Annotated in this window: 13 protein-coding genes and 1 pseudogene; 3 read left to right on the plus strand and 11 right to left on the minus strand. The window is 68.2% G+C overall.

The genetic code is table 11. The annotated features are described in order from the left end of the window. Positions 1-363: 363 nt before the first annotated feature. From OG883_RS45050 to OG883_RS45070, 4 genes are all read right to left on the minus strand, one after another. Positions 364-2151 (minus strand): tetratricopeptide repeat protein, encoded by a 1788-nt coding sequence (locus tag OG883_RS45050; RefSeq protein WP_266554523.1) that lies wholly within the window; start codon positions 2149-2151, stop codon positions 364-366. Positions 2152-3139: 988 nt separating this feature from the next. Further along, a complete protein-coding gene (locus OG883_RS45060) occupies positions 3140-5869 on the minus strand; it encodes a TerD family protein (RefSeq protein WP_266554527.1) in 2730 nt (909 codons plus the stop codon). After that, positions 5859-7931 (minus strand): DEAD/DEAH box helicase family protein, encoded by a 2073-nt coding sequence (locus OG883_RS45065; RefSeq protein ID WP_266554529.1) that lies wholly within the window; start codon positions 7929-7931, stop codon positions 5859-5861. The genes OG883_RS45060 and OG883_RS45065 overlap by 11 nt, the downstream gene beginning before the upstream one ends. Further along, positions 7928-8641, minus strand: coding sequence for a hypothetical protein (locus OG883_RS45070; RefSeq protein WP_266554531.1), 714 nt, complete (start codon positions 8639-8641; stop codon positions 7928-7930). Before OG883_RS45070 ends, OG883_RS45065 begins: the two co-directional genes overlap by 4 nt. A gap of 304 nt (positions 8642-8945) precedes the next feature. On the opposite strand from OG883_RS45070, the gene OG883_RS45075 reads away from it, so the two are divergent. After that, positions 8946-10058 (plus strand): hypothetical protein, encoded by a 1113-nt coding sequence (locus tag OG883_RS45075; RefSeq protein WP_266554533.1) that lies wholly within the window; start codon positions 8946-8948, stop codon positions 10056-10058. A 325-nt stretch (positions 10059-10383) separates the two neighbouring features. Here the strand turns inward: OG883_RS45075 and OG883_RS45080 are convergent, their stop codons facing one another. Continuing rightward, entirely contained in the window at positions 10384-12621 is a 2238-nt protein-coding gene (locus tag OG883_RS45080) for a hypothetical protein (protein WP_266554535.1), read from the minus strand. A 310-nt stretch (positions 12622-12931) separates the two neighbouring features. On the opposite strand from OG883_RS45080, the gene OG883_RS45085 reads away from it, so the two are divergent. Next, positions 12932-13777 carry a hypothetical protein gene (locus OG883_RS45085; protein ID WP_266554537.1) on the plus strand — a complete coding sequence of 282 codons (846 nt, stop codon included), beginning with the start codon at positions 12932-12934 and terminating at the stop codon, positions 13775-13777. Between the two features lie 343 nt (positions 13778-14120). On the opposite strand, the gene OG883_RS45090 is transcribed toward OG883_RS45085, so the two are convergent. The 4 genes from OG883_RS45090 to OG883_RS45105 all read right to left on the minus strand — a co-directional run bounded on the left by OG883_RS45090 (position 14121) and on the right by OG883_RS45105 (position 19591). Continuing rightward, positions 14121-15236 (minus strand): AAA family ATPase, encoded by a 1116-nt coding sequence (locus tag OG883_RS45090; protein WP_266554539.1) that lies wholly within the window; start codon positions 15234-15236, stop codon positions 14121-14123. Between the two features lie 69 nt (positions 15237-15305). Further along, positions 15306-17372: a transposase gene (locus OG883_RS45095; protein ID WP_266554541.1), complete on the minus strand. Its 2067-nt coding sequence runs from the start codon at positions 17370-17372 to the stop codon at positions 15306-15308. Positions 17373-17446: 74 nt separating this feature from the next. Further along, positions 17447-18160: a TnsA-like heteromeric transposase endonuclease subunit gene (locus OG883_RS45100; protein ID WP_266554543.1), complete on the minus strand. Its 714-nt coding sequence runs from the start codon at positions 18158-18160 to the stop codon at positions 17447-17449. Positions 18161-18574: 414 nt separating this feature from the next. Next, complete coding sequence (locus OG883_RS45105; protein WP_266554545.1) at positions 18575-19591, minus strand: TniQ family protein; 1017 nt, start codon at positions 19589-19591, stop codon at positions 18575-18577. 173 nt (positions 19592-19764) lie between these two features. Between OG883_RS45105 and OG883_RS45110 the strand changes: the two genes are divergently transcribed. Then, on the plus strand, positions 19765-22071 hold the full coding sequence (locus OG883_RS45110; protein WP_266554546.1) for a DEAD/DEAH box helicase: 2307 nt from the start codon (positions 19765-19767) through the stop codon (positions 22069-22071). Positions 22072-23060: 989 nt separating this feature from the next. Here the strand turns inward: OG883_RS45110 and OG883_RS45120 are convergent. Continuing rightward, a pseudogene (locus tag OG883_RS45120) lies at positions 23061-23639 on the minus strand (sigma-70 family RNA polymerase sigma factor); the annotation flags it as partial. 56 nt (positions 23640-23695) lie between these two features. Beyond that, positions 23696-23869, minus strand: a complete 174-nt coding sequence (locus OG883_RS45125) for a hypothetical protein (protein WP_266554550.1) — start codon at positions 23867-23869, stop codon at positions 23696-23698. Positions 23870-24263: the final 394 nt, after the last annotated feature.

Genomic DNA, 24263 nt, shown 5'->3' on the forward strand with positions numbered 1-24263 from the left:
GGTGTGGGTTCTCGTCTTGTCAGAGGCGCGTGAGATCCTCTGCTGTTCTCTCGGCTCTGGTCCCTGTCTGGATATGAGATTGATCTTGCTTCTTAGATGACGCCTGATGAGCTGCGTATCTAACGGAGCGTGTACGTGTGGCCTGGGGTTTTGCAGGGTCTGAGGTGCGGTCCCTCGATCTATCTGAGATTCCCTGACAGCCTTGAGAACCTCTATGGGGATGCGCGGTTGCCGAAGCAGCCGTGGGCCAGGCTTCGGGGCCTAGTTGTGCCCGGAGTGGGGGACTTGTGCCTTACAGCGACCGCACATCGACGAGCGCTGGGGTCTGGACCTCGACGATCTGGTCCTGCTCGCCGGGGCCTGTCACGTCACTGAGTCGCCAGTCCTCGCTGGTCGGATCGGATGGGGCCGGCAGCGCGTGCGGCTCCACCAGCGCCGCTTGTGCTGCTCTCGCCAGAGGGACAGCCGGTCGTTTACCGAGGCGGTGTACGGATGGTGGGCACCGAGGGTTATCTGGCAGCCGATGAGGGATTGCTCCAGCAGAGCAGTGGCCCTCGACCTGTCGCCTCGCGACCAGTACAGGACGGCGAGGTCGACTTGGCATTCCAAGGTTGCGGGGTCCTCAGGACCCAACAGGCGCGTGCGGACAGCAGCGGTGTCCTCCAGCAGTGCGACGGCATGGACACGCCCATTGGCAGCTAGAGAGGGTCCCTGTCGTTCACGGGCCAGCCGCGCGTCCTGGTGGGGGAAGTCCTCCTGTAGGAGTGTGAAGGCGTCCTTGTGATGGCGGGCGAGGAAGGAGGCCCATGCGAGATCGCGTCGAGTGATGAGGGTCATGGGGTGAGTGCGGCCCAACAGTTGTTCGCTGATGCCGGTCAGCCGCTGCCCGTAGGGGACAGCTGCGGTGGCGAGGCCGACACTGATCAGACTGCGCAGAGTCCAGCGCAGGAGGTAGTGGCCTTCGCCCTTCCACAGCAGGTCTCCGGCGCATGCATCGACGCTGTCGATGTTGGTGCGCAGCACGGCTGTCGTCTCACGGTCGAACCAGGGGACCTCGTCGCACAGTTCCCTCAATGAGTCGACGGCGGTTTTCACGACCGCTGGCACCGTGGCATCGGGAGTGCACTCGCGTACGGCTCGTGCGGTCAGGGCGTGCAGCCGCACCGCGCGGGAACCGGCCTGAGCGTGATCGGAGAGCAGGCCGTAGCGGTGCAGAAGTCGCAGGGCTGCCCGCACCTGGTCGGGATCAACGGCGGCAGCAACCCCGTTGGGAAGTGCGGTGCGTTGGGTGTTGACGTAGCGGGCGACGGCGTCGCTGGCCCACAAGGAACGGGGGTGTCCGGCCGGGTCCAGAACGGCGGCTAGACGCATGACTGGAACAGCCAGGCCGACGGGCTCGCTCGCTTGCGCGACATCCAAGGAGAGCAGGAGGGCCGCGGCGACCTGCCGCCCGTAGCCCTCGGTGTCTGCCGCGCGCGGTAGCAGGTCGTCCAGGCGTGCCGTGCTGTCGTTGAAGCGGTGCAGATACTCCGCACACGGGACGTCTTCGTTGACCATGTAGGCGGCCGCATGCGACAGAACAAGTGGCAGGTAGCCCAGTGCCGCGGCCAGTTCCCCGGCTTGAGAGTCCATGAGATGGGCGGCATGTGCCGAGTCGAGCCGCTCGTGCAGATAGGCCCCGGCCTCGTCCGCGCTGTAGGTGTCGATGTTCACCACGGCTCGGCCGCCGCCGGACAGCACCGCGTCGTGGCGGCGGGTTGTCGCCACGACGCGGCCGCAACCGAAAGCGGAGGACGGCGGCCACCACTTCTGCATGGCTTCTGGATCGGTGAGGTCGTCAAGGATGAGCAGCCATGGGCGTCGGGTGGTCGCCAGCCACTGAAGGAACAGTCCGGCGTCGGACTCAGCACTCTTGCCCAGAAGGTGTTCTGCCGCCGCTTCCACGATGTGTGCGGCGTGCGCGTAACGTGCGATGACCTGCTCGATGTCACTGGCGTCGACCCACACCACCAGGTCGATGCCGTCCTCCAGGGCCTGGTGGGCATAGGCGGCAGCGAGTTGGGTCTTGCCCACGCCTCCGCCGCCGGACAGGACCTGGGCCAGCACCACCGTGGTATGGCCGGCCCTGGCCTGATCGATCCGATCGCGCACCGCAGACCGGTCCTGGAACGCAGACGCAAGCACAGGTACCGAGCCCAACCGGACGGGCCAGTGCAACGGCTGGCGCGGTGGGGGAGCGGAGACCAGCACTTGGCTTACATGGCCGCTGATGGCCACCGCATGGGCGGCCGAGGCGATCGCATCGCCTGACCGTTCCACCTGCACGGCCCCGCCATCCGCCTGGGGGCCGGGGCCACTGTAGCCGCTCAGCGCATCGCCGCCATCCGTGGCGACGGCATCACCGCTCTCGCTGACACTGACGGGCGGCGCCGTTTGCTCGGTGCCATCCTGGGCACGGGTCGGGCGCCTCACCCGGAACCGTTTCATCGGCCCCTCTCACCATCCACCCCGCCGCCATGGCAGCCTTAGCCGGTGTAGTCGATGCCGGTGCCGGCCCTGCTTCCCTGCCCGCGGGCGATCGCGTCCCCGCTCTGCTCCACACTCCCCGCTCCGCTGCCTCCATGGCGACGGCGAATGCCGGTGTGGGCCTCTCCTCCGCCGTACGCTTCAGCCCGTCCCGTCCGTGTGACGGTGTCCCGTGCCCGTGCGGCTGGCTGGATCCAGGTCCACAACAAGGCGCACACCCCTGTGGCGCCCTGGACCGAAGCCCCCACCAACTGCCCGGCATCCGGCCCATCAAGCAGCCAGAAAGCGGGAGTTGAGACGATCACGGCCACAGCAGCAACCGTCACCATGACCTTCCGCCCATGCGACATGTCCATCCCTCTCTTACGGTGCGCCACCTCTTGCAGCTCCCGAACCCCGGCAACCAGTGGGCACGGGATGAAGGACGGTTCCTGCGATCACAGCAGTTCCAGCACTACCCATCGCACGATGTGGCTTTCGGTCACGATCGCACTCCCGTGCCGGAGACGAGCGACGGACTGCCTTCCGCCGTGCCTCCTTGCCGGTCGGTGCGTTTGGCTCTCTTGGTCACTGATCACAGGATTGACCCTAGCGACAGGCACTGACATTGCCGTCAGGGTTCGACGTTGATGCCGTAGTCCGCGGCCAGGCCGGCGAGCCCGGTGTCGTAGCCCTGGCCGACAGCACGTACTTTCCAACTCGAACCATGCCGGTAGATCTCCATGGCGATGGTGACGGTCTCGCCCGAGACGAACGGGGCAGGCGTGAAGGCGAGTTCTCCACCAGTGGGTTGGGAGACCTCGACGTGCCACGTGGTGTGCTGGTCGAAGGAAGCGGTGGGCTGGGCCTCGAGGTCGATGCTGGCGATGACGGCCACGGTGTGGACGTCGTCGGGAAGGTGAGGCAGATCTGCGGTGACCGTGTCGCCGCTGGTGCGGACTCCGTCGTGGTGCGGGCGGTTGTAGAAGACGAGGTCGTGGTCGCTGCGTACCTTGCCGTGGCTGGTGAGGAGGACAGCAGAGACATCGACCGGCACGCCGGTGGCGATGAGGCGCACCGCTACCGATTCGGTGCGGAGCGGGGCCTTGGCCCCCTTGGCCAGCACGTGCTTGGTGTTGTCCAGCGGGCCGGGGGCGGCCTCGGCCGTCCCTGCGGCGGGCTCACCTGCGGGTGGACTGGTGTTGGTCAGAGCGGCGAGGGTGCGCTGGAAGAGCGGCCAGCCCTCAGCTTCTTCTCCGGGCCACGGCCAGGCCAGGCGTGAAGAGCCGAACTGTTTGGCCGTCGGGGGCTGTCCGAGCGCTTCGTGGAGCTGCAGGTATCGCAGGCTCTCGACGGCAAGGCGGCTGAGTTGCCACTGCCGTCGGGCTTCTTCGGGCTGGTTCATGCGGAGGTCGTTGTCGACGGCGGTGCCGCCGAGCGCGGCGTAGACGCGCTGGGCGACGTCATAGCCGTCACTCGGCAGTAGACGGGCCGGGCGCAGTTGCTGGGCGGGTGCGGGTTCCCCGATCGCGGTGTAGAGAGCGCCGAGGTCGCCGCCGGTCCACTGATTGGCTGCGGCGGTGGCGAACTGGGCGAAGTGGATCAGGGTTGGCGGACGGCCCTTCGCGGCCACGAACCGGTGGTGCGCCTGGGCGACACCTTCTACGGCGGTGCGCCAGCGCTGCTGCAGGTAGGTGTCGAGGTACTGCTCGGCCCAGGCACGACGATGGCGAGTGATGATGTCGCGGACCCGTTCGAAGCCTTCGCGGCGGCTGCCGCTGCTGAGGGTTGACGTCATGGTGAAGGAGCCGATGGCTGTGTCCACCGGGAGCTCTGTGCGCTCCTTGACGATCATCTCTTCGGGGCCCAGGTGCTGCTCAGCGATACGCAGTTCCTCGAACAAGTCCTGGGACACCGGACAGTCGGCGGCAGTCAGCGCGGTGAGGGTGCGGCTGTAGTAGTCGGCCACACCGGACAGGGGCGCGCGGGAGTAGGGGCCTTCGCACACGAACCAGGCGGTGAGCGCGACGCCGTGCCAGAACTCCAGGGCCGGGCCGAGAGCTTCGGCCATCAGCTGGTGGGGGCGGGGATTGCTGACGATGCTCTTAGCGTGCCGCTGCAAGGTCACCGACTGCCACAGCCGGTCCACCTGCTCGTTGACGGAAGCAGGCAGCACCTGCCGGTACAGCTGCTGAGTGAAGCCGTGCTCGTCCGGCCCAAAGAACATGATGTTGTCATCAACGAGTCCCCACAGCGGCCGCATGCCGGGTCGTTGGGCGGCGTGTGTCTGGTCGAAGGTTGTCCACCACTCGCGCAGGGCCGCCACGCGTTCCTCGACGGGGGAGAGGGAGGTCGGGCCGCCGAGGAAGGCCGCGAGCATCGCGTGGATCTCGTCCTCCGGAATGCCCGCCTCTGCCGCCATGCCGGCCGCCTGGGCGGACATCCCCACATACAGCCGCGGCTCGGGCAGCGCGGTGATGACCTCTTCGTCCGGGTGCGGCGGCGCCTGAAGGTAGTCCAGTACGGCCAGCCAGTCGCCGGCGAAGTAGCCGGAGACGACCGGCTGCAGGGCGCGCGTCAGAACCCGGCGCGCCAGGGCGGTGCCGGTCTTGGTCTTCTTCGCGAAGCCGGTCATCAGGGCCTGCAGCTGCAGAGTGCGATGACGGGTGACCAACTGCAGCGGATCGACGGCGGTCAGGGCGTCCAGCAGGCGCAGGCGGGCGTGCTGCTGTCCGGGCCGGTCCAACCGGTGCCAGCCGCCGCCGAAGCGGAAGGCCTCCAGCGCATCGTCGGCGATGCCCAGCAGACGGTAGCGTTCCTCGATGCCGGACCACAGCCGCCGCTGGTCGTCGATTGTCTTCGCCGGGCCCGCCGCCCGCACCCGGATCGGCTCGATCAGTGTCTCGAACAGCGGGACCAGCACGGCCCACAGCAACACCGCATCGGCCGCCCCGGCCACCAGGCTCACGCCAGCTGAGCTGTCCGCGGCCAACGTCAGGGCATGGGCCGGGCGTTGGCGCACCAGATGCGGCAGGTTCACCGCCCCGGCATTCAGCGACAGCTTCTGCGGCAGATACCAGGCCCCGCGCCGCTGCTGCTCCTGGACTCCGAATGTCTCAGCACACCACGCCTTTTCCTGGGAGCTGAGCCCCACCACCTCGACGCTGTCCGCGGCCTGCGGCCCGATGCCGCGGACCACCGAGACCGTGGGTTGGCCGTGGAGCGCTGCAGACAGCAACCGGGCGGCGAGCGTGTCGAGCTGAGCGAACCTTTGCTGCTGCCCGGCAGCTGCCTCCAGAGCAAGCGCCCCTTCGGGGGACGCATCGATAACAGGGTGCCACCAGCGCGGCTGGTCACTGGCCACCGGTCAGCCTCCGCATGTAGTCGACGAACTGCTCAAACGGCATCGGAGTCGCGGTGTTTTGTGCGTAGACGGCGTAGCGCTGGGCCATCAGCTGCATCTCCCGCTCCGCCCGCCGGGCCTCCACCCGGTCCAGGTCATGCACGACCCGCTGCTCGACACGCCCCTGCTCGTACAGCACGAACGCGTCAACTCCGCCCGGGAGCGCACTGTCAGAGTCCCCTTCACCGAGGTCGTGACCGTCCGTGAAGTTCGCCTCCAGCGTGCTGGTGTCGATCAGGGGGACGTCGAGCAGCAGCGCGGGATCCATGTCGTTGTCCGCGCACATGGCCTCCAGATGGTCCTCGAGGCCGAGTTCGGCATGGCAGACCACGTCCAGGTACTGCTGATCGGCTGCCAGACCGGGGTGGCGCAACACCCGCACGCCGCGACCGATGAATTGGTAGAACTCGCCGAAGCTGCCGTAGGGGCGCACCGGCACGACGACGGTGATGGGCGGGAAGTCGTAGCCCTGGCCAAGCATCCGCAGTTGCACGATGCCCTGCAGATCACCCGAGTCCGACTCGAAGCGCCGCCGGGTGGCTTTGATCGACGAAGGCGACATGCTGTGGTGCAGCGTGGCGCAGGGAATGCCGTGCTCTTCGGCGATCCGGGCGACCTGGCGGGCGTGGGCCTCACCCAACGCCGCGAACAGCGCCCGGGGTTTGACCGGGGCCAGCAGCTTGGCCTGGGCGTCCAGACAGGCCCGCGTCACCATCATCACCTGCCGGATCGAGGCGTCGGACTGCGCGGTGATGCGGGCTATCCTCCGCTCGTTGCCCAACGCGGCCAGCAGCGCATCGCGGCCGGTGATCTGCTCGCGTCGTCCGTCGGGCCACACCGCCTCGTACACCGTCGTCGCCGCGTCCGGGGCGAACCGGTGCACGCGCAGGTTCTTCGCCGAGCCGTCCGCGATGGAGTCGACCAGCCGGTAGCGGTAGACGACATCGGCGTCGATCGGCTTGCCGTCCAGGCGCTGGAAGCACGCCGACATCAACAGCGTGCGTGCATCCCGGAAGTGGGCGAACAGCCGCTGGTAGGAGGCGCTGGCCGCGATGTGTGCCTCATCAACGACGATGAAGTCGACATCGCCCGGCTCCAGCTTGGCCAGCAGGTCCCCGTCCTTGTCGCCGGTGCCCAGCGCGTGGAAGTTGGTGACCAGCACGTCCGTAGCCAGCAGCCGCTGCCGACTCACCTGGCTGATCTGCTCGTCGTCCGCGTCCAGCACCAGTGTGGCCGGCGGCTGGGCACCCGGCAGCAGGGGGCCGCCCGCCAGCCCGTACAGGACGTTGCCGGGAATTCCGGGATCGAGGGCCTTGGCGAAGGTGCCGCGGATGACCGAACCCGGCGTCACCACCAGCGCCCGCCGCCTGGTGAACGACAACGCGGCCGCCACCCCCAGTGCGGTCTTGCCGGCCCCGACCGCCATCACCGTGGCCGCATGCTGGCCGCCGGAGGCGTAGTAGTTGGCCAGCGCGGCCAAGGCCTCGTCCTGGCAGGCCCGCAACGGCTCCCGGACAACCCGAGCGCGCACACCGGCGAAGTAGGCCTCATCGGTCGGCGATTGGGCACCCCGAGGCGGATCGGCCGCCCGCAGGGGATCGCCCACCATCGCCGGGATCTCGACGTGTGGCGCGGCGATGACCAGGGGCGAGAGCACGGCATCCTGGCGCAGCATCGCCTGCAACTGGGCGACGCAGCGTGCGGTGTCCAGGCGCACCGCGTCGTAGGAAAACCGCAGCACCGTCAGCCCCGTTGCCGCCAGGTCGTTCTGCCGCAGCCGGTCGTAGGTGAAGGCGGCACGGTCGCTGTGGAAGGTGAAGCCGTCCAACTCCACGGCCAGGTGCAGCGACTCGCCTGCGATCAGATAGTCCAGCCGGTAGGTGCGCTCGTTGACCGTCACCGGATGCTGGCTGTGCACATGCGCCACGATGCCCCGCTGCGCGGCTGGAGTGAGCACCCAGCGCAGGAAGGCCTCTTCCAGGTAGGACGCCGAGGGGATCAGCTGCTCCAGCCCGGCACTCATGCCGCCCCACCAGTCGTCGCCTCGGCCGCTAGCGCGCCAATCTTCTCCGAGAGACGGGCCACCGCATCCTCACCCTGGTCGAAACGGGCCAGCCGTCGCGCCACTTCGAGGGCGTCGGTGAAGGCGCCTTCGCGTTCCAGCAGCATCACCAGCCGGGGAACGGACGTCACGTGCACGAACGAGGTCGGGACGGGGCCGGTGTCAAAGGAGACCGCCTGCGGGGCAGCCTCCATCAACTCCAAGTCCAGCAGCGCGAACACCTCAAGCACCTCAAGCCCGTCTGGGTAGGAGCGTCTGCCGCTCCACAAGCGGTCCACCGCGCCTTGGAGGACGAAGTGGTAGTCCATCGCTTCACCGGGAAGTTCAAGCGCCTCCCAGACCCGGGTGACCAGGTCCGCTCGGCTCGCCTCCACCGGCACATGCCGGCTGGCCGGCGTTGCCGACGTACTGCCCTCAGCAGACGGCCACATCAGCGAGCCGTACGACACCTCTGGACGGACACGTGCCGCTGCGAGCGCTTCGCGGACGACACCAGGGCTCCCGGCGAACCGCACACCAGGAATCGCTGCCATACGTTCAAACCACGTTGCCATGTCCCCCCGCTCATCCCGCTCCCACAGCGTCCACTGCCATCCAACCCCCACAGCCATGCTGCGGTTCGGCCGGACCGGGAACCAGGCGCCCACGGTGCCCCACGGCGTACTGCCCACCGCCCCAGTGCATCCTCTCGCGGAGCCCCCCAGTCGGGCGCAGGATTCTCTACAACAGCACGCCGATTGAGCGACGGCCGCTCAGTACGGCGCGAGCTGCCGCATCTCTAACCGGGGGCGGACGAGTTGGTCCGACGGGCCACCCGGTCGAGGTTGTGCGGATGCGGCGAGTTCTCGATCGGCAAGTCCAAGGCCCCTCCGTGCGGGGGAGGTCATGCATACGGGTAACGGCAGCAGCGATCCGCCTCTGGCGGCCAGTGTCTCTTCCTACGCTGCTGGTGGGGCAGCACACGGGGAGGATGCCATGGCGGACCGGACGGCAGACACGCAGGAGCTGTGGCCGCAGCTTCTGCAAGTCATCAAAGAGCGGATGCGGTTCGCCTGGATCCTGCTGAGCCAGAACGCGAGCGTGCTCTTCTACGACGGCACCACGCTGACGCTCAACATGTTCAGCCCAGGAGCATACGACACCTTGATCAACTCGGATTGTCGCCGCGTGCTCGATGAGGTGCTCGCAGAGCTTCTCAATCCTCCGCCCGCCGTAGAGCTGCTGGTGCAAGGCAAGGCCCCGTCTCCCCCCGACCCTCCCAGCCCTGAAGGTCCCACGCAGGCGCATCCGCCCGGTGCCGTTCCGGCCGCCGACACGTCACCGGAGCCGGACGAGACCCTGACGACCATCTTGCATCTCGTCCTGGCCCAGACAGCGTTCCTGCTCTACGAGGACGGAAACAGCCAGGCCGCCGCCTTGCTGGCGGACGTGGAAGACATCGACCATGTCCCCAGCGACCGATCCGAGGAAGGCGAAGACGTCGCCCTCATCGTGCCGCTCTACCTCGTTGCCCGCTTCACCCAGGAGGTCCTCGCCACCATCCAGCCCCTGCTCGTCCACGTGGCGGCACGTCACGACCTGCTGGTCGACAACGTCAGCGCCATACCGGCCCTCCCCGAGACCGGTGACGACTGGCGGCAGAGTCTCCAAGAGAAGCTGATCAACAAAACATCCCCCAGCCAGTACCCCTCGCCCCGTGCCAAGGAGGCAGCCGCCACCCTCAGCAGGGACGGCTTCGCCTTCGACTCCCGCGAGCACATGCTCGTCTACGAGGCGTTGAAGCGGGCACAGGCACAGCTGCCGCAGGATTCCACCATCGCCATCTTCCCGCTGCCAAGGGCCCGGGTCGGCAGCGGCAGCACTTGCGCCCCGGACTTCCTCGTCACCGCCTCCGGCCGGGTGGGCGTCATCGAGGTCGACGAACCCCATCACCACGAACACTTCGCCGCGGACGCCACCCTCGACAGAGCCTGGCGCAACAGCGGAATCGCCCACATCGAACGCATCCTGCTCAAGGGATTCAACGCCGACCACGAAGTCGACGCCCTCGTCCGGCAGTTCCTCACCCGGCTGCACGAACACCACTGACCACAGTGGCAGCCCGGCCGATCACAGAACGGCCGAAGGCGACCGCAGCGCGTGCGGCGTCCACAAGCTGCGCCGCGGCGGGCGCCAGCCAATGCCTACCTTGGCCGGCGCTCTACCCATCCCCGCGGCCGGGGCGGCGAGCCTTCTCACGCACCACCGTGCGCGGCGCACGGCATGGAAGCAGCGACAGCCCTGTGACCAGCCAGATGTCACAACTCCCCGAGAAATCGGCACTGTTGTGGTGCATGCGATGCGCGGGCGGTACCGAGCAAGCCATCCGGAAGGGGAACGTACGGCATGATCGTCTTGCCGTCTTGCCGTCTTGTCAGGGCGATGGCCTCGAGGCTGTGCCTGCCGGGCCGTTGGGCGTGTTGAACAGATCCTGATAGGCGCGTAGTTCCTCTCCGGTCAGTTCCGGGTCGCCGCTGATGGCGCTCATGGTGGTGTCCCATTCCCGGTAGCCGTCGGCGCGGGGAGTGAGCAGCACACCGACCGACGTGAGCTGGGCGAGGGCCGCATGCTCGCCGCGTTCGTGATGGCGCAGCTGAAGCCAGGCGGAGAACGCGGCGCGGGTGTGCTCGGTCAGGGCGGAACAGACGGCGAAGCCAAGCTGATCCCGATCAGGTCCGGCGATGAAGGTGCGCATCCGCCATACCGTGGTGCCTGTCGCAGGCTCGGCGACCGCGGCCAGCGCGTCCAGCAGAAATCGGCCCAGATCTGTGCGGTACCCGACCGGCAGGCTGTCGAGACAGGCCAGGACGCGTTGCCGGATATCCCACTCGTCCGGGTCCAGTGGGCTGGTGGCCGCGTCCTCGAGCATGATGCGGACCATGGTGTGGGCTTCGTCGTCGTCACTGCCGGCCGGGGCGGCGGGCAGCAGCGGCACGCTGTGCGGCTGTCCGCCGCGCCGAGTCCAGGACGGGTCCGCCGCTCCCGGTACTGCCTCGGCGTCCGCGGCGGCCAGCTCGTAGTAACGCTCCGGCTCGCCGCCCAGAACGGGCGCCGACGTGCCGACCCGGTGCAGATAGCCGACCACGGCGTGGGTGGAGCGCAGCTGGTTGAACAAGAACTCCCAGTCGCGTCGCAGCAGAGCGATCACCGGCGTGTGTCCGTGCTGCTCCGCGACAGTCCACTCCTGTGGGGGATCAGGGTGTTCGATGATGGCGACGCCGACCCAGTCGATGGCCGGTCCGTCGACGCGGACGCGGCGGCCCCGTCCGTTGACCATGTGTACGCTCTCTGCCCGCAGTCGGCGGGCGGTGCCCTGGATCTGCTTGCCCGCCGCAGTGATTTGCTTCAGGACCCAGGACGTCTCCCGCTCTGCTGAGGCTGGCTCGCCCTCGCGCGCCTTGATCTGCACGACGACACCCTGGTCGCCGACCACCAGCAGACCGTCGCTGATCTCCCGCACGCCTCGCCCCTTGCGTTCCACGCTCGGGGCCATCACGAAATCCGGCAGGCCCCAGGTGGCCGCCGCATCCTGCACGGCCATCTCCGCGGCCGTGCCCCGCCGATCGTGGCTGCGCAAGGGCGTCGCGTGCGGGACGACCCGCTCGAACACCCCGCTCGGAGTGCTTACCATCAGCGTGAGCGTGTCGGCGTCCTCGACTCGTCCCAGGCCGATATCCGAGGAGGCCAGCGCGGCCAGTTCCTCGGCGGACCAGTGCCTCGACGAGCGTGTGGCTGCGATCCAGGTATCCCCGGGGGCGGCGTGTCCGGCAGACAGCACGCGCCGGCTGCCCGGCACCTGGCTGGACAGCCACGCAAACGAGACGGCGAACCGGGTGACCGCCTCGATCACCAGCGACAGCCGCCGGACGAAGGTGTCCTCGTCATCGGCCGGGACGAACCCCTCCGTGAAACACAGGTCGACATACGTGCCTGCCCGCGCGGTCACAGCACACCCGCTCTGGTAGGAGCTCAGCCGGTAGCGGGCCAGGACATGTTCCTGTTCGCCGAGCGCGCCGGGCTCCACCGCGCTAACGCTCTCGACCACCGCGGGCGCTGCGGCACGGACCTGCGGTTCGACCGGGGTCGCCCACGCGCCCATCACCGCCCCGGCATCCAGCGCCGCCTCCCATTCCAGCAGATGGCCCAGCCCCCGGCGGATCCGGTCGATGACCTCGTCGCCATCGCTGTCCTGAAAGGGCTGGCAGTCCTCCACCATCGCCACGTGCGACCGCAGGGCGCCGTCCATGCACGACTCGGCCAGCGACTCCCGGAACCCCTCGAGAGAATCAGCGACCGGAAAGAACCGGGGACACTCCGGCCTGCGCAGCCGCCGCAGCGCACTGAATGCCTCAACCGACTCCGTCACCAGCGCATCCAGGCACGCCCACAGCTCCTGCACACACCCGCCAAACAGCTCGGTCAGCTCCGCCTGCCCGCCCGGCGGCCAAGCCAGCCAGGCCGTGATGACCCCCGACCCGTCCGGATGCGTGACCACGCCCTCCTCGACGAGCTCGCCCTCGAGCAGCGTGTTCCACAACCGCGCCATCGCCACCTTGGCCCGCCGCGCATTGTCCAGATGCTGCCACGCCCGCGGGTAGTACTCCCTGATCACAGATCGACCCTAACGGCGGCCACTGACAATCGAACCGGCCCCAGGCGCAGCTGTCACCACCCAGACGACCTGCCCGCAGCCCCTACGGCGGCCGTGAGCATGCACGGCAGCCTTGGCTGAGGCCACCGGCAGGAAAGCGCGGGCCCATGTCAGTGGGGGATGGCACCATCACCCCGTACAGAGGCAACGCAGCCTCACCGACGCGTACACCAGCAACGATCCAGACAGGCAGGACCGCGATGGCACAGGCCGCACAACCAGCCAGCCTGAAGACGGCCGTTCCCTAGGTCTACCTGGACAATGGGTGTGGGTGCGTCTGGCGGCCGCGGCGATCGGTCAACCGCGCGAGCCGTCCGACCTGCAGGTGCTCGCCGCGGTGCGCCAGGCCAGCGAAGCTGGCGTCGCCTTCCCCCTGTCCGTCACCCACTACCACGAGACGGCCCGGATCACTCACCCCCGCCAGAGGGCAGACCTCGCCCGCACGATGGCGTCGATCTCGCGCTGCCGAACCCTTTGCTCCGGCAGGATCCTGCTGCGTCATCAGTTCTTGGAGGCCATGCATCTGAGCTTCGGCTGGCCAGCGTTCCGGCCCACACCTCCCCAACCGCTGGGCATCGGGTGGGGCTGGGCGCACGCCGGCACGCGCCTGAAGCCGCAACTGCGCGGGCCATCCGGTCCCGTCGATCCGGCCTCAATGCCAGGAATGACCTACTTCCTGCGCTGGGCCGCCCAGTTCACCGAGTACCAACTGCTGGCGGGGCCGCAAGACGCCGACATCCCGGCTTCGGCAACTCGGCTACCGGCCCGAGGAAGTCGAGAAGGTCAGCCAGAGCAGAGTCGACTGGGAACCTTCTTCGCCGATCTGCTGGCCGGTGACCCCATCAGCAGATCGGAGCTGCGTGTGCGCGTCCAGGCCCGCGAAATCATCCACGAACACCACGAACTCCTTCGCGACCTGTGCGCCGAGTACCGGCTGGATCTGCTGCGGGCCACAGGAGCCGATCCAGCCCACCCCAAGGCATCCCGACACCGCATGGTCGCTTTCGCCGACCGCATCCCGTCGGTGCGCATTGCCGTCGACGTGAAGGTGGAGCTGTTCCGCAACGCGGCCAGGAAATGGAACCGCAACACGGTGCACGACATCGACGGGCGGTGAGCCGCGCTGTGCCCTACTGCCACGTCGTTGTCGCCGACCGGGAGATGTCCTGGCCGACCTGTCTGCCCAGGCTGCGCACAGCAGGTGGGACGGCGAGGACTGGGTCAGGGACGGCGAGGAGTTCTGTATGGACCTGGCAGGCCTGGGGCCGCATGCCGCCACCCCTGCCAGTGGCTGACGAGTTCCGGCGCCCGGACAGAAATCTTCGCCAAGGGAAGCGGGCTCGACACGAGCACAACGGATCTGCTGGTCGGAGACGTCGAGGACGGTGCCGGCATGGCCCGTCACTGTGCCGAGCAGTAGTACGGGGGAACAGCGGGCGAACCCTCCTGCATGCCCGTGGTCAGCCGCCGACGTCGATGTCTTTCAGCAGCTCCAGGGTGATGTCTTCGATGCCGTCTTCGATGGCCGTGATGGCTGCTTGGCAGATGAGCTGGGACAGCAATCTGAGATAGCCGCCGGTGCGGAGGTGTAGGTACTTGGCTTCACCAACTAGTGCATGGGGAGAGAGCTGATGCAGACAGAGGGCCTCTTCGAAGCCGCGCAGGACGCTGGGCCAGGTCTCCTGGTCGCCGTCGCACAGCGGGATGGGGTCGAGCCAGGTCACCGGTAGCCGGCTGGGATCCGCCTGAGGGAGCACCTTGTGCTTCTTGCCGTCTTCGCCGGTAATGACCGGCGCCCGCAGGCTCAGGCCCTGGTGCGCCTCGCTGAGTCCGTCCGCCTTCACGCGGGCCGCCCGCACGATCTCGCGGGCACCGGTGCCGCAGAAGACGGTCGTGATGCCGAGCTCCTCGCGCAGGTGGTCGAAGTAGTGCAGTACCGGGACGAGTTGATCCGGGTGCACCCGCTGCATACCGTCTACGAGCAGCAGTTGGGTCCAGCGCCGCTCCAGGATGTGCCACACGGACTGGGAGAGATCGGGCGGGCGCCTGGGCTGACGCACCTCGTCCTCGGTCAGCGGCGCCGGAGCCAGTCCCAGGAACTCGGCGATCGCCCATACCCAGTTCACGATGTTGTCCGCATCCTGCGGGGCCATGATGTGCACGACGGGGATCCGGTCGTCGTGCACTTCCTCGATACTGGTCTGGAACTCCCGGCCGATGGCCCGCAGTAGGAAGGTCTTGCCGGTGCCGGGGGGCCCGTCGATCACCCGGTCCATCAGCCCCTCGCGCCGGTTGCGGTTGACCAGCAGCAGCCGGTGCGCCTTCAACAGAGCTGCATCGAAGGCGGGATTGGGGACCAGTAGCAGATGTCCGTGGTAGCGCAGGCGGGGGTCGTCGGAGGTGACCGGGGTGCCGAGCGGGGCGGAGTCCGCAAGGTCGGGACGCTCGACCATCTCGTGGACGTAGGCGTTCCAGCCCTGCAGGGCGAAGATCCAGCGTGGCGCCATCGGTGCGGCCCGTGCATGGTCCAGGATCTGTCGTTCCCGCTCGGCGCGTGCGGCGGTGGAGGTTGCCACAGTGTCCTCCTTGGGGACGGAGTGGGGCCACCGTGCCCTCATCGGGCACGGTCGGTGGGCGGTTGAATCTCACGAAGCGTCTGTGTCGTTTGGTACCGGTGGCCGGTGGGTCTCCCGGCCGGCGATGGGCAGGGTCGGGTAGGCGGTGACCGCCTCAATGTCGATGGACACTCCCGCGTACGGGTCCACCACCGGCTCGGGCTCTGCGTCCACCTTCAGTCCCTGGAACGGGATCTTGGGGGCGTTCCTCTGCGCCTTGCTGGGGCCCTGGCGTAGTGAACGGCGCAGCGCCTGCATCGCCTTGACGATGGCCAACTGGTCGTCCTTGCGGCCTTCGTTGTCCACGACCGCCGCGGTGGCCCGCTCCCATAGGTCCTGCGTCCACCCGTCCTCGAGCAGCCCTCGGTAGATGAACTCCAAGTCAATCCACTCCTGCGAGTACAGATGGTCGAAGAGGTAGGCCACTTCGGGGTGGTAGGGGTTGTAGCGGGCTTTGAACCGGTCACGGTGCTCGTTGATCCCGGACCGCTGGTCGATCAGCAGCCGCATTCGCCGGTCCGAACTCTGATAGGTGCGGTTCTCGATCTCGATGCCCTTGTCGCTGATCTTCACCCAGGCCGGGATCAGCAGTTCGCGTGCCTCGGCTGCGGTGATCGGCCGCGGCCGGTAGCCCGTCATGGGCATCAACTGCGCGTACATCTCGTTCGGCGACAAGACCAGGCCCGGGGTGAACGGACTGCGCAACCCTTTGTGCGGTCGCTGCTGGTAGTCGAGGGCGACCCACTGCTCGGCCAGGTCCTGCAGCGTGTTGATCGGATACAGGGGCCCCTTGTCGATCCCCAGCCCTCGGTGAGCGAAACCCTTGCCGGTCCAGCCCACCACGTGCTGGCTGAACCGGCTGCCCAGGGTGCGGAAGAACCGCTCCTTGAGCGGCTTGTCGGTCGGGGTGTCCTTGCGCGCGTACTCGATGGTGATGTCGAGCATGTCGCACACGTACTTGAAATGCTCACTCAGGTAGGGGCTGCCCTGGTCGATGATCACCGTACGGGGATGGATGACCGGACGCGCCGCCACCGCGCGCGCGAACCGCTCATCCGCGTCCCGCAGATCCTCAAACGGCAGCGCCGAGTTGGCGGCCAGCGCCAGCGGATCCCAGTGCGGACGCCAGGCAAGCGGGGCGAAGCACTGGGCCAGCAGCAGCACCAGGTCGTACGCCCTGGTCGCCCGGCCCCCGATCCGCTTGCCCGGCGAACCCTCCCCGGTGACCACCGGGACGACCATCACCGCGCAGTTGGACCGGGACGCCACATCGATCGCCGAGGTCAGCTCGGCCGAGATCACCTGGGCGTCGTCCCCGATCGCCTTCACCTTCAGCGGCGACGTGTCGATCTGCACCACCTCGCCCGGCCGCCGCGCGTGGGAAGGCCGATACGGGGGAGGCGGCTTGCTCGCCTGCTGCGCGCGCCGCCGCGTGGGGGCGGACAGATACTCGGCGAGCCCGGTGTCCTCCATCCGCCGGTAGAACGTGGCCCGCTTCAGCAGCAGCCGCTGCGCCTCCCGCGGATCCTCCAGTTCCGTCTTGAAGCGGTCCTGGACGACATCCAGCACCTCCTCCCAGATGGTCTGGATGTCCACCCCTGAGCCGCGGCCGTGGCCCATCACCACTTCCCGCATGATCTCGATGACCCGGGGGTCCGTGCGATGCCCGACCTCGCGGGGGCGCCGCTCGATCAGAACCAGCGGATTCTCGCCCGCCCGTTTCCACTTCAGCCGCATCGACTCCAGCGTCTTGGCGCTGATCTCAATGCCCGCGGCCGCCAACTCCCGTGACTTGCAGGCATAACGCTCAGCCAGCGTCGTCTCTCCAGGCTCGTATCCGGGCCGGGCCTGGCTGCTGCCCGGCAGCAGGCCGGTGTCGAGCTCCTTCATGTGCCGATGCCACCGCTTGGCCTGCTTGCGCTGGGCCTTGGACGGCGGATCATCCAAGGCGGGCATCGGGGCCGACGCAACGGGGGAGTTGTCACCATCCACGACGGCGAAGCCCGGCGCGGAGACCATGGCCGTGTACAGCACCTCCACCGGCGTGGACGTGTCCTCGGCCAGGAGCACCACGTTCGACCCCTGAAACGCCACCACCTGGTGGGTCCTGCCCAGCCATGGCACCCGGTCGCCCAGGCGCACCTGCCCTGGTGAGAATGCGCCCGGCCCGCTCATGCCGCCCCACCGGCACGCCAGGCCGTGGCACTGGGCATCAGGGGTTGGTCCCAGCGGATCTCCAGACGGCGCTGCCACACCAGCCGGTACACCAGATCAAGCGCCGCGGCGTACGGCATGCCACTGTCCCGCGCCCCCTCACCGATGGGGCGTTCGCGGCGAAAGGCCTCCTCGACCGCCTCCCGCTCCGCGGCCGCCACCGGCACCGCCTGGCGGTAGTCGGCCGCCCACTCCAGATTGGCCAGGCGCACCCCCTCCGGCACCCGCCGCACCGACACCTGCCAACCGGCCGCCACCGCGACCTGACGTGCGACCTCCAGATCCTCCCGCCACTGCGGACCGCCCTTCTCGGGCTCCACCAGCACGAGTTGGCGTGCCCCGGTGACCGTGCGCACCACGAAATCCGGACGCCAGCGCCGTCTGCCCTGCGCGCCCTGCCAGTGCAGCTCCACCGGCTCCCCGCCGATCCAGGCGATCTCCGGATCGAAGTCCAGCTCCAGCGCCACCCGACGGCGCCGCAGCGAACCGCACACCACATGCCCGCCGGTCGTGGCGCACCAGCAGTCGGACAGCTTCCCGGGACGACCGTGAAAGGCCACCGGCTCGCTCGGCGGACGCCGCTCCTCCAGCGCCACCCCCACCAGAGCAGCGGGTGCCGCCGACACCAACTGCTCACGCTTATCCAGGTAGCACACCCGTACGTCATGCATGGCACCCTCCCCGCTCAGCCCAGGGTGACTGCTGGCCGACAGCGCACAGCGGATAAGCAGCGAGCGTCCTCCGTTCGAGGGCATGCTCTTGACAGATCCGCGACGAAGTTGCGGTATTCCCTGAGCGGATTTCTGCCGAGAGGTGTGCCCCGGCGGACGGGGAGAAGAGCCGTCCACCCCGCAACGCGGCGCAGCGCGCATGTCTCCAGCAGCCGGCCAGCCAACTGGGCGGGAAGTTTCAGCGGGCAGCGGGCAGCGGGCAGGGTCGAGCAGGAGACGACTGAACTCGGCCATCAGGACTGCTCCGATCGAATGCTGCCTGCGCGATCGTCTGCACGTACGGTGGCGGGGAAGAGTCCTATGCCGGCCACGCCCTCGATCGAACGATTCTTCGTGGGCGGCCCCCTTGAAGGCTCATGCGCCAGGCATGCACGAGCGCTGCTGAAGTGAGCCCGCACGGGCCGCGATCCGGTTGTGCCGCTCTGCCAGCGCGAGCCGGCGCCGCCCTGCCGTGGCGGCTTCCGCACCCGTCGCGGCAGGACGGCTGTGGCGCTCCAGCCACTGCAACAGCGCGTTCTTGCCCGCGGCGAAGTCGACATCCCACACGTCCGCTTGACGCTGCACCCGAACCAGCCACCTGCCCCTGTCCCGGGGCGTGCGCAGCCCCGCCTGCTCGAATCGCAGCATCAGCCAGGCCAACTTGACCGCCTCGGGGAAGACGACCAGCGGGACAGCACGCGCCGAACGGGCCTCCAGCCCTGCCGTCCAGGCACGCTGCACCCACACCAGCGTGTCGGGCGCATACGTCCACCACTGGTACATGACCTGACAGGCATCGGCGAACAACTCCTCGCCGGCCGACTTGAACTTGCCCTGCAGACGCAGCCTGTCCCGGTGCACTGCCACGCACGCTGGTAGTGAGGACAGCGACACGGCCTCCGGATCGGTGCTGCGCGAGTCATCCGTCCACCGCAGATGCCGGCCGCACACCTGCCAGCTGTCCGCCGACATCAACCACACCCGCTCACTGACCTGCCGCCGGTACCCGCACAACGCGCACCACGGGACCAGATGCCCGCCCTCTGCTTCCCACGGCCACTGCCACACCGCCAGCCCCGTACCGGGCAGCAGCAGGTCATCCGCCAGTGACGGCAACGCCCACTGCAGCAGCCCCACATCCAGGCCCGACAGCACCGACAGATAGGTCCGGCCCTCCGCGTTCACCTTCATCTCGGTGTACTGCGGATACTTCTCCACCTGCTCCGGATCCTGGGACGCCTCACCCTGCCCGACACGGTCGAGGAACGAGGCCAGGTTCAGGCCGTTGGCCCGCCCCAGCCGCCGCACGAACGAACCGGTCGACTCCCCGCCCACCGGCCGCACCTGCACCGGCAGCGGACGGCTCGGCCCAAGCAACCCCGTCAAGTCCATGGGACTTCCTCCCCGCCACAGCACGCCCCACCAGGACACTCGTGCCGCTTCATACAGGCCGTCAAGACCCGACAACACCTTCGAGTGAACCTGCCCCGCCCCGGCCCCGGCACCTCGAAAACCTCCTCACCCTCGGAGCGAGGACTGCCATGACACCCGGGGGAGGACAACGCGTGGCAACCCTGACACTCAACGGACTCAAGACACCGCTGCGCGGTCACCAGGACATGGCCGTGGACGCCATCGTCACCAGCTTCGCCGAAGGCACCACCCGCGTCACCAGCACCATGGCCACCGGAACCGGCAAGACCCACGTAGGTCTCCACGCCGTACAAGAGACCGCGCCCCATGGCCGGGCTCTCGTCCTGGTCCCATCGCAGGCGCTGCTGGAACAGACCGCGGCCCTCTGGCACAGGGAAGGACGCCCCGGCCGCTACCTGGGCATCTGCTCGCCTGATGAGGCCCTCAGCCGTTCCCTGGCCAAGACGATGACGGTGCTCAACACGCCCGAGAGTCTCGCTGAGGTCGCCGCAGACATCGACGGCCCTCTCAACGTGTTCTGCACCTACCAGTCGCTGTACAAAGTCGTCCAGGCACACGCCAATTACCACCTGCCGGACTGGGACGTCGTCGTCGCCGACGAGGCTCACCACACCGCAGGCCGCCTCGACAAAGCCTGGGGAGTCGTCCACGACAACGATGCGCTGCCCGCCCGCCACCGCCTCTACATGACCGCCACGTTCCGCAAGTTCGACCGCGGAAGTGTTGCGAACGGGGGGCTCGACGTCGAAGTCGCCTCCATGGATGACCAGAGCTTGTACGGGCCTGTCGTCTACCGCCTCTCCATGGCCGAGGCCATCCAGCAAGGCCTGCTTGCCGACTACCGCATTGCCGTCATCACGATCACTGACAAAGAGCTACGCCGCAGCCTGTGCGGCGGCGTCAACAGCTACAGCGCCGAAGCACTGCGGGCCGCCGCCGCCCAGATCGCTCTCCTGGTGGCCCAGCAGCGCTATGACCTCAGGCGCACCCTCACCTTCCACCCCTGCATCGCTGCCGCCGAAGCCTGTGCCGAAACACTGCCGCAGACCGCCGCCCGCATGCCCGGCCATAACCCGTCGCGGCTCCAAATCAACACCGTCAACTCCAGACAGAACTCCTTCGTCCGCTACCAGAACTACGCCGCCTTTCGCACCGCCCCGCTCTCCACCCACCCCGCCGACACCCAGCCGCGCCGGGCAGTCCTGACCAACTGCCGCTGCTGCGCCGAAGGTATCGACATCCCCGCCATCGACTCCCTGCTGTTTGCCCACCCCAAGACCAGCACCATCGACATCGTCCAGTCCGTCGGCCGCACCCTCCGCCAGACCCCCGGCGACGGCAAGATCTCCACCATCATCATCCCCGTCTACACCGCACCGGGAGAGGACATCGGGCACGCCACCCGGCGCACCCGATTTCACCTGATCTATCAGGTCCTCATCGAACTCAGCGTCTATGACGAGCACGTCTTCCAGCGCGTTGAATACCTCAACGGGGACGGCGATCCCACCGAGCCCGAACTCGCAGCGCACCCCATCCGCGTCGATGAGATCCTCGCCGTCCTGGGCCTCAACCACGTCGATGCCCCCAACCAGGTCTGGGAGATGGGCTTCGGACAGGCCCAGCACTACCACACCGAACACGGCAACCTCGACGTCGCCAGCCGACACATGACCTCCGACCGCTTTTACCTGGGCTGGTGGATCGGCCAGCAGCGCTCCCTACGCGCCAACCGCATGCTCCTGCCCGACCGCATCAAACGCCTGACCGCCCTCGGCATGAGCTGGCAGCACCCGCCCCGCAGCATCGAATACAAACTCGACATCGCCCGCGACTACACCGCCCAGCACGGCCACCTCGCGCCCCGCACCAACGAACACCACGCAGGCATTCCCCTGGGCCGGTGGGTCGCCGACCGGCGCCGAGAAGCCCACCAACGCGCTCTCCCGTACTGCTACCACCGGGCCCTCAACGACATTTACCCCTGGTGGGCCGCCAGATGGAAAGAAGAGTGGAAACGCACCTACGCGAAGGCGCTCAAGGCCGCCCGACGCGGCGACCTCACCTTTCCCGACCTCAGCCCCGACAGCGACGATAGCCCCCTCACTCGCTGGCTCGACGACCAGATCGACCGTCTGGGCACCCTCACCGAAACCCAGCACAACCTGCTCGGCGCCCTCCCCTTCGACCACCCCCTCGCCCTCCTACTGCGCCGGCCTCGAGGCGCATCCGCCTGGGCCTTCGCCCGCGGCCTCCGCGCCGCCCGCACCTTCTGGCGCTATCACCAGCACCTCAACGTCCCCCGCAACTACTCGTGCACCGTCGACGGCTACCCCCTCGACCTGGGCCGCTGGATCAGAGAACGGCGCCACGCCCCTGCCCAGCTCACCCGCGAACAACTGGACGCTCTGCAAACCCTCGACATGCGATGGACCTGACCGATCCACCGTCCGCCAACCCGCCCCCGAGCCCCCGGCCCCCTGATCAATGACGTGCGTGAATCTACGGAGATCGGCCCCGCTGCGAGGAGGGGTCGGCGCCAACGGGCCGATCGGGGGCCGAACCACCCCTGGGCAGCCTGAGCGGGAAGGTCACGGGCTCGGCGGCGCCTTCACCTGGGCGACCGGCTTGCGTGTTCGCAGCACAAGGGGCAACCGCCAGGCCGCGGTCTTTGCTGGCGTGTATCGCCGCACTGACCTGCTGCTAAATGCCCCCGGCGTGGTCCGTTCCAGCACCACCGTCGTCCGGCACCGAGGCGCAGCTCCTCAACGGTCTGCTCTCTGCCGGAGCGACATGTCGGCCACTTCCCCCCGGCGTGCGTCCCCCCAACCACGGGCGGCGGACGCGACCGCTGCCAACTATGTCACCGGAATCATGTGAATGCCCCGGCTGCACGGGGGAGTTGCACACCAAAGGGGAGCCGAGCGCCAGCCGATGGGTGCACTGCGCGGCGTGCCGGAAACGCGGAGAGGAACACGAAGGTGAATAGCGTACGGGCCCGGGTGTGGCAGTTCCGGGTGCAGGGCCCGTCGGCGGCAAGGTCGGCTCCCACGTCATGTATCAGGTCAAAGGAACGGCAGGCCCCGTCCATCGTGCCGACATTGCATTCGGGGTGACGAACGGGACCTTCACCCGCGACGCGAAGATCTGGGGCGAGCGGCACGGGATCCACTGGGTCGACCGGGACCGGCTACGTATCTGGGCCGAGCACGGCACCCGCTCCACCAACTCCTGCGCCTGTCTGATAAACCCCCGCGGCGGGCATCAGGTCGCCGCGCCGCGGCAGCTTAAGCACGTGTCGATGGTGCACCCCCTGAAGCACGGGCCTGTCCGCGAGCTGCCTGCTGCGGCACCGACCGGAGCCGCAGCCGCCTTCGACGGAGAATCTGCCCGTCGGCGGCTGCTCTTCTCCCGTGCTGAGCCTTCCCTATGCATCCCTCTGTGGCGGGGCCGTCTGCCTTGTCAGACCCCGGAGGGCGGGGTTCGCGGCGAGGCGTTGCCGTGCCTGGTGGAGGTGGACGCGGACAGTGCTTGGCGTGATGGACAGCCGACGGGCGATGACGGCTGTGGGCGTGCCGAGCGCCCACAGCCAGGCCGTTTGACGCATGCGGTCAGGCAGCCGGTTGAGCGCTTCGAGCATTGCGCTGTTGCCGAAGCTTTCGATGACGATTTCCTCAGGGCTGCGTTCGACCTCGTTGGCGTCGAGCATTTCGCCAGTGGTCACCTCGAGATGGAAGCGGCCCGACTTGAAATGGTCGGTGACCAGGTTGCGGGCAATGGTCACCAGCCACGCTGCGAAGTCCCGGCCCTGCCAGGTGAACGAGTCAAGGCGTGCCAATGCTCGAACGAAGGTGTCGCTGGTGAGGTCTTCGGCCGTGGCTTTCCCGCCGACGCGGTAGTAGACGTAGCGGTAGACCGTGTCGCAGTAGATGCCGTAGAGCAGGCCGAAGGCGTCGCTGTCCCCGGCTTGTGCACGCTCCACCCACTGGCGGACATCTGCGAGTTGTCCGTAGTCCGGCACCCCGCCCGAGGGGCGGGGCACCGGCGGGTGCGACTGCGACATCAGGAGCGCGTGGGCACGGGGACGGCTGGTGACTGCAGCGCCATCCAGAGGGCTGCGCCCGCCTGGGCCAGGGCGGCCAGGACGCCCGCGAGCGCCGGGGCGGCGGCAACCGTGCCCGCGGCGGTCAGCGTCAGGACGACGACGATCACCACACGGACCGGGGCGGGCGACATCGAAGGGCGGTCGGGGCGCAACCTGCCGTGGGAAGGCGGGCGGCAGGGGAGTAGGGAACGCAGGGCATGACGCATGGCGGTGAACTCCTGGGTCTGAGAGGGCCTTTCACCGTGCTCCGGCCAAGGACTGCGGCAAAAAGCCCCGCTGATGCTGTCTCTTTGGAGTGTGCGGCCGGTCACACCCGGCGTCCAGATCCCCGGATACGTGGAGAAGCTCACATACATCCGGCTAAACGCTTCCCGTGGCGGGATCGTTGAACAGTTCGACGGGGCAGGCGGAAAGCCGGTCCCGGGCGCAGACGGGTGCAGAGTCCTTCCGCGTCTGAGGGAGGCCCATCGTCCTGCTCCGGCCAAGAGACTGGGGCGATAGGCCTCCGCCATGCAGACCCGACCG

This window comes from Streptomyces sp. NBC_01142, from assembly GCF_026341125.1.
Lineage (GTDB): Bacteria > Actinomycetota > Actinomycetes > Streptomycetales > Streptomycetaceae > Streptomyces.

Excerpts from the sequence above, each read along its gene's own strand:
- OG883_RS45065 (WP_266554529.1), bottom strand. The coding sequence starts at position 7,931 with ATGAGTGCCGGGCTGGAGCAGCTGATCCCCTCGGCGTCCTACCTGGAA.
- OG883_RS45075 (WP_266554533.1), top strand. The coding sequence starts at position 8,946 with ATGGCGGACCGGACGGCAGACACGCAGGAGCTGTGGCCGCAGCTTCTG.
- OG883_RS45100 (WP_266554543.1), bottom strand. The coding sequence starts at position 18,160 with ATGCATGACGTACGGGTGTGCTACCTGGATAAGCGTGAGCAGTTGGTG.
- OG883_RS45105 (WP_266554545.1), bottom strand. The coding sequence starts at position 19,591 with ATGGACTTGACGGGGTTGCTTGGGCCGAGCCGTCCGCTGCCGGTGCAG.
- OG883_RS45125 (WP_266554550.1), bottom strand. The coding sequence starts at position 23,869 with ATGTCGCCCGCCCCGGTCCGTGTGGTGATCGTCGTCGTCCTGACGCTG.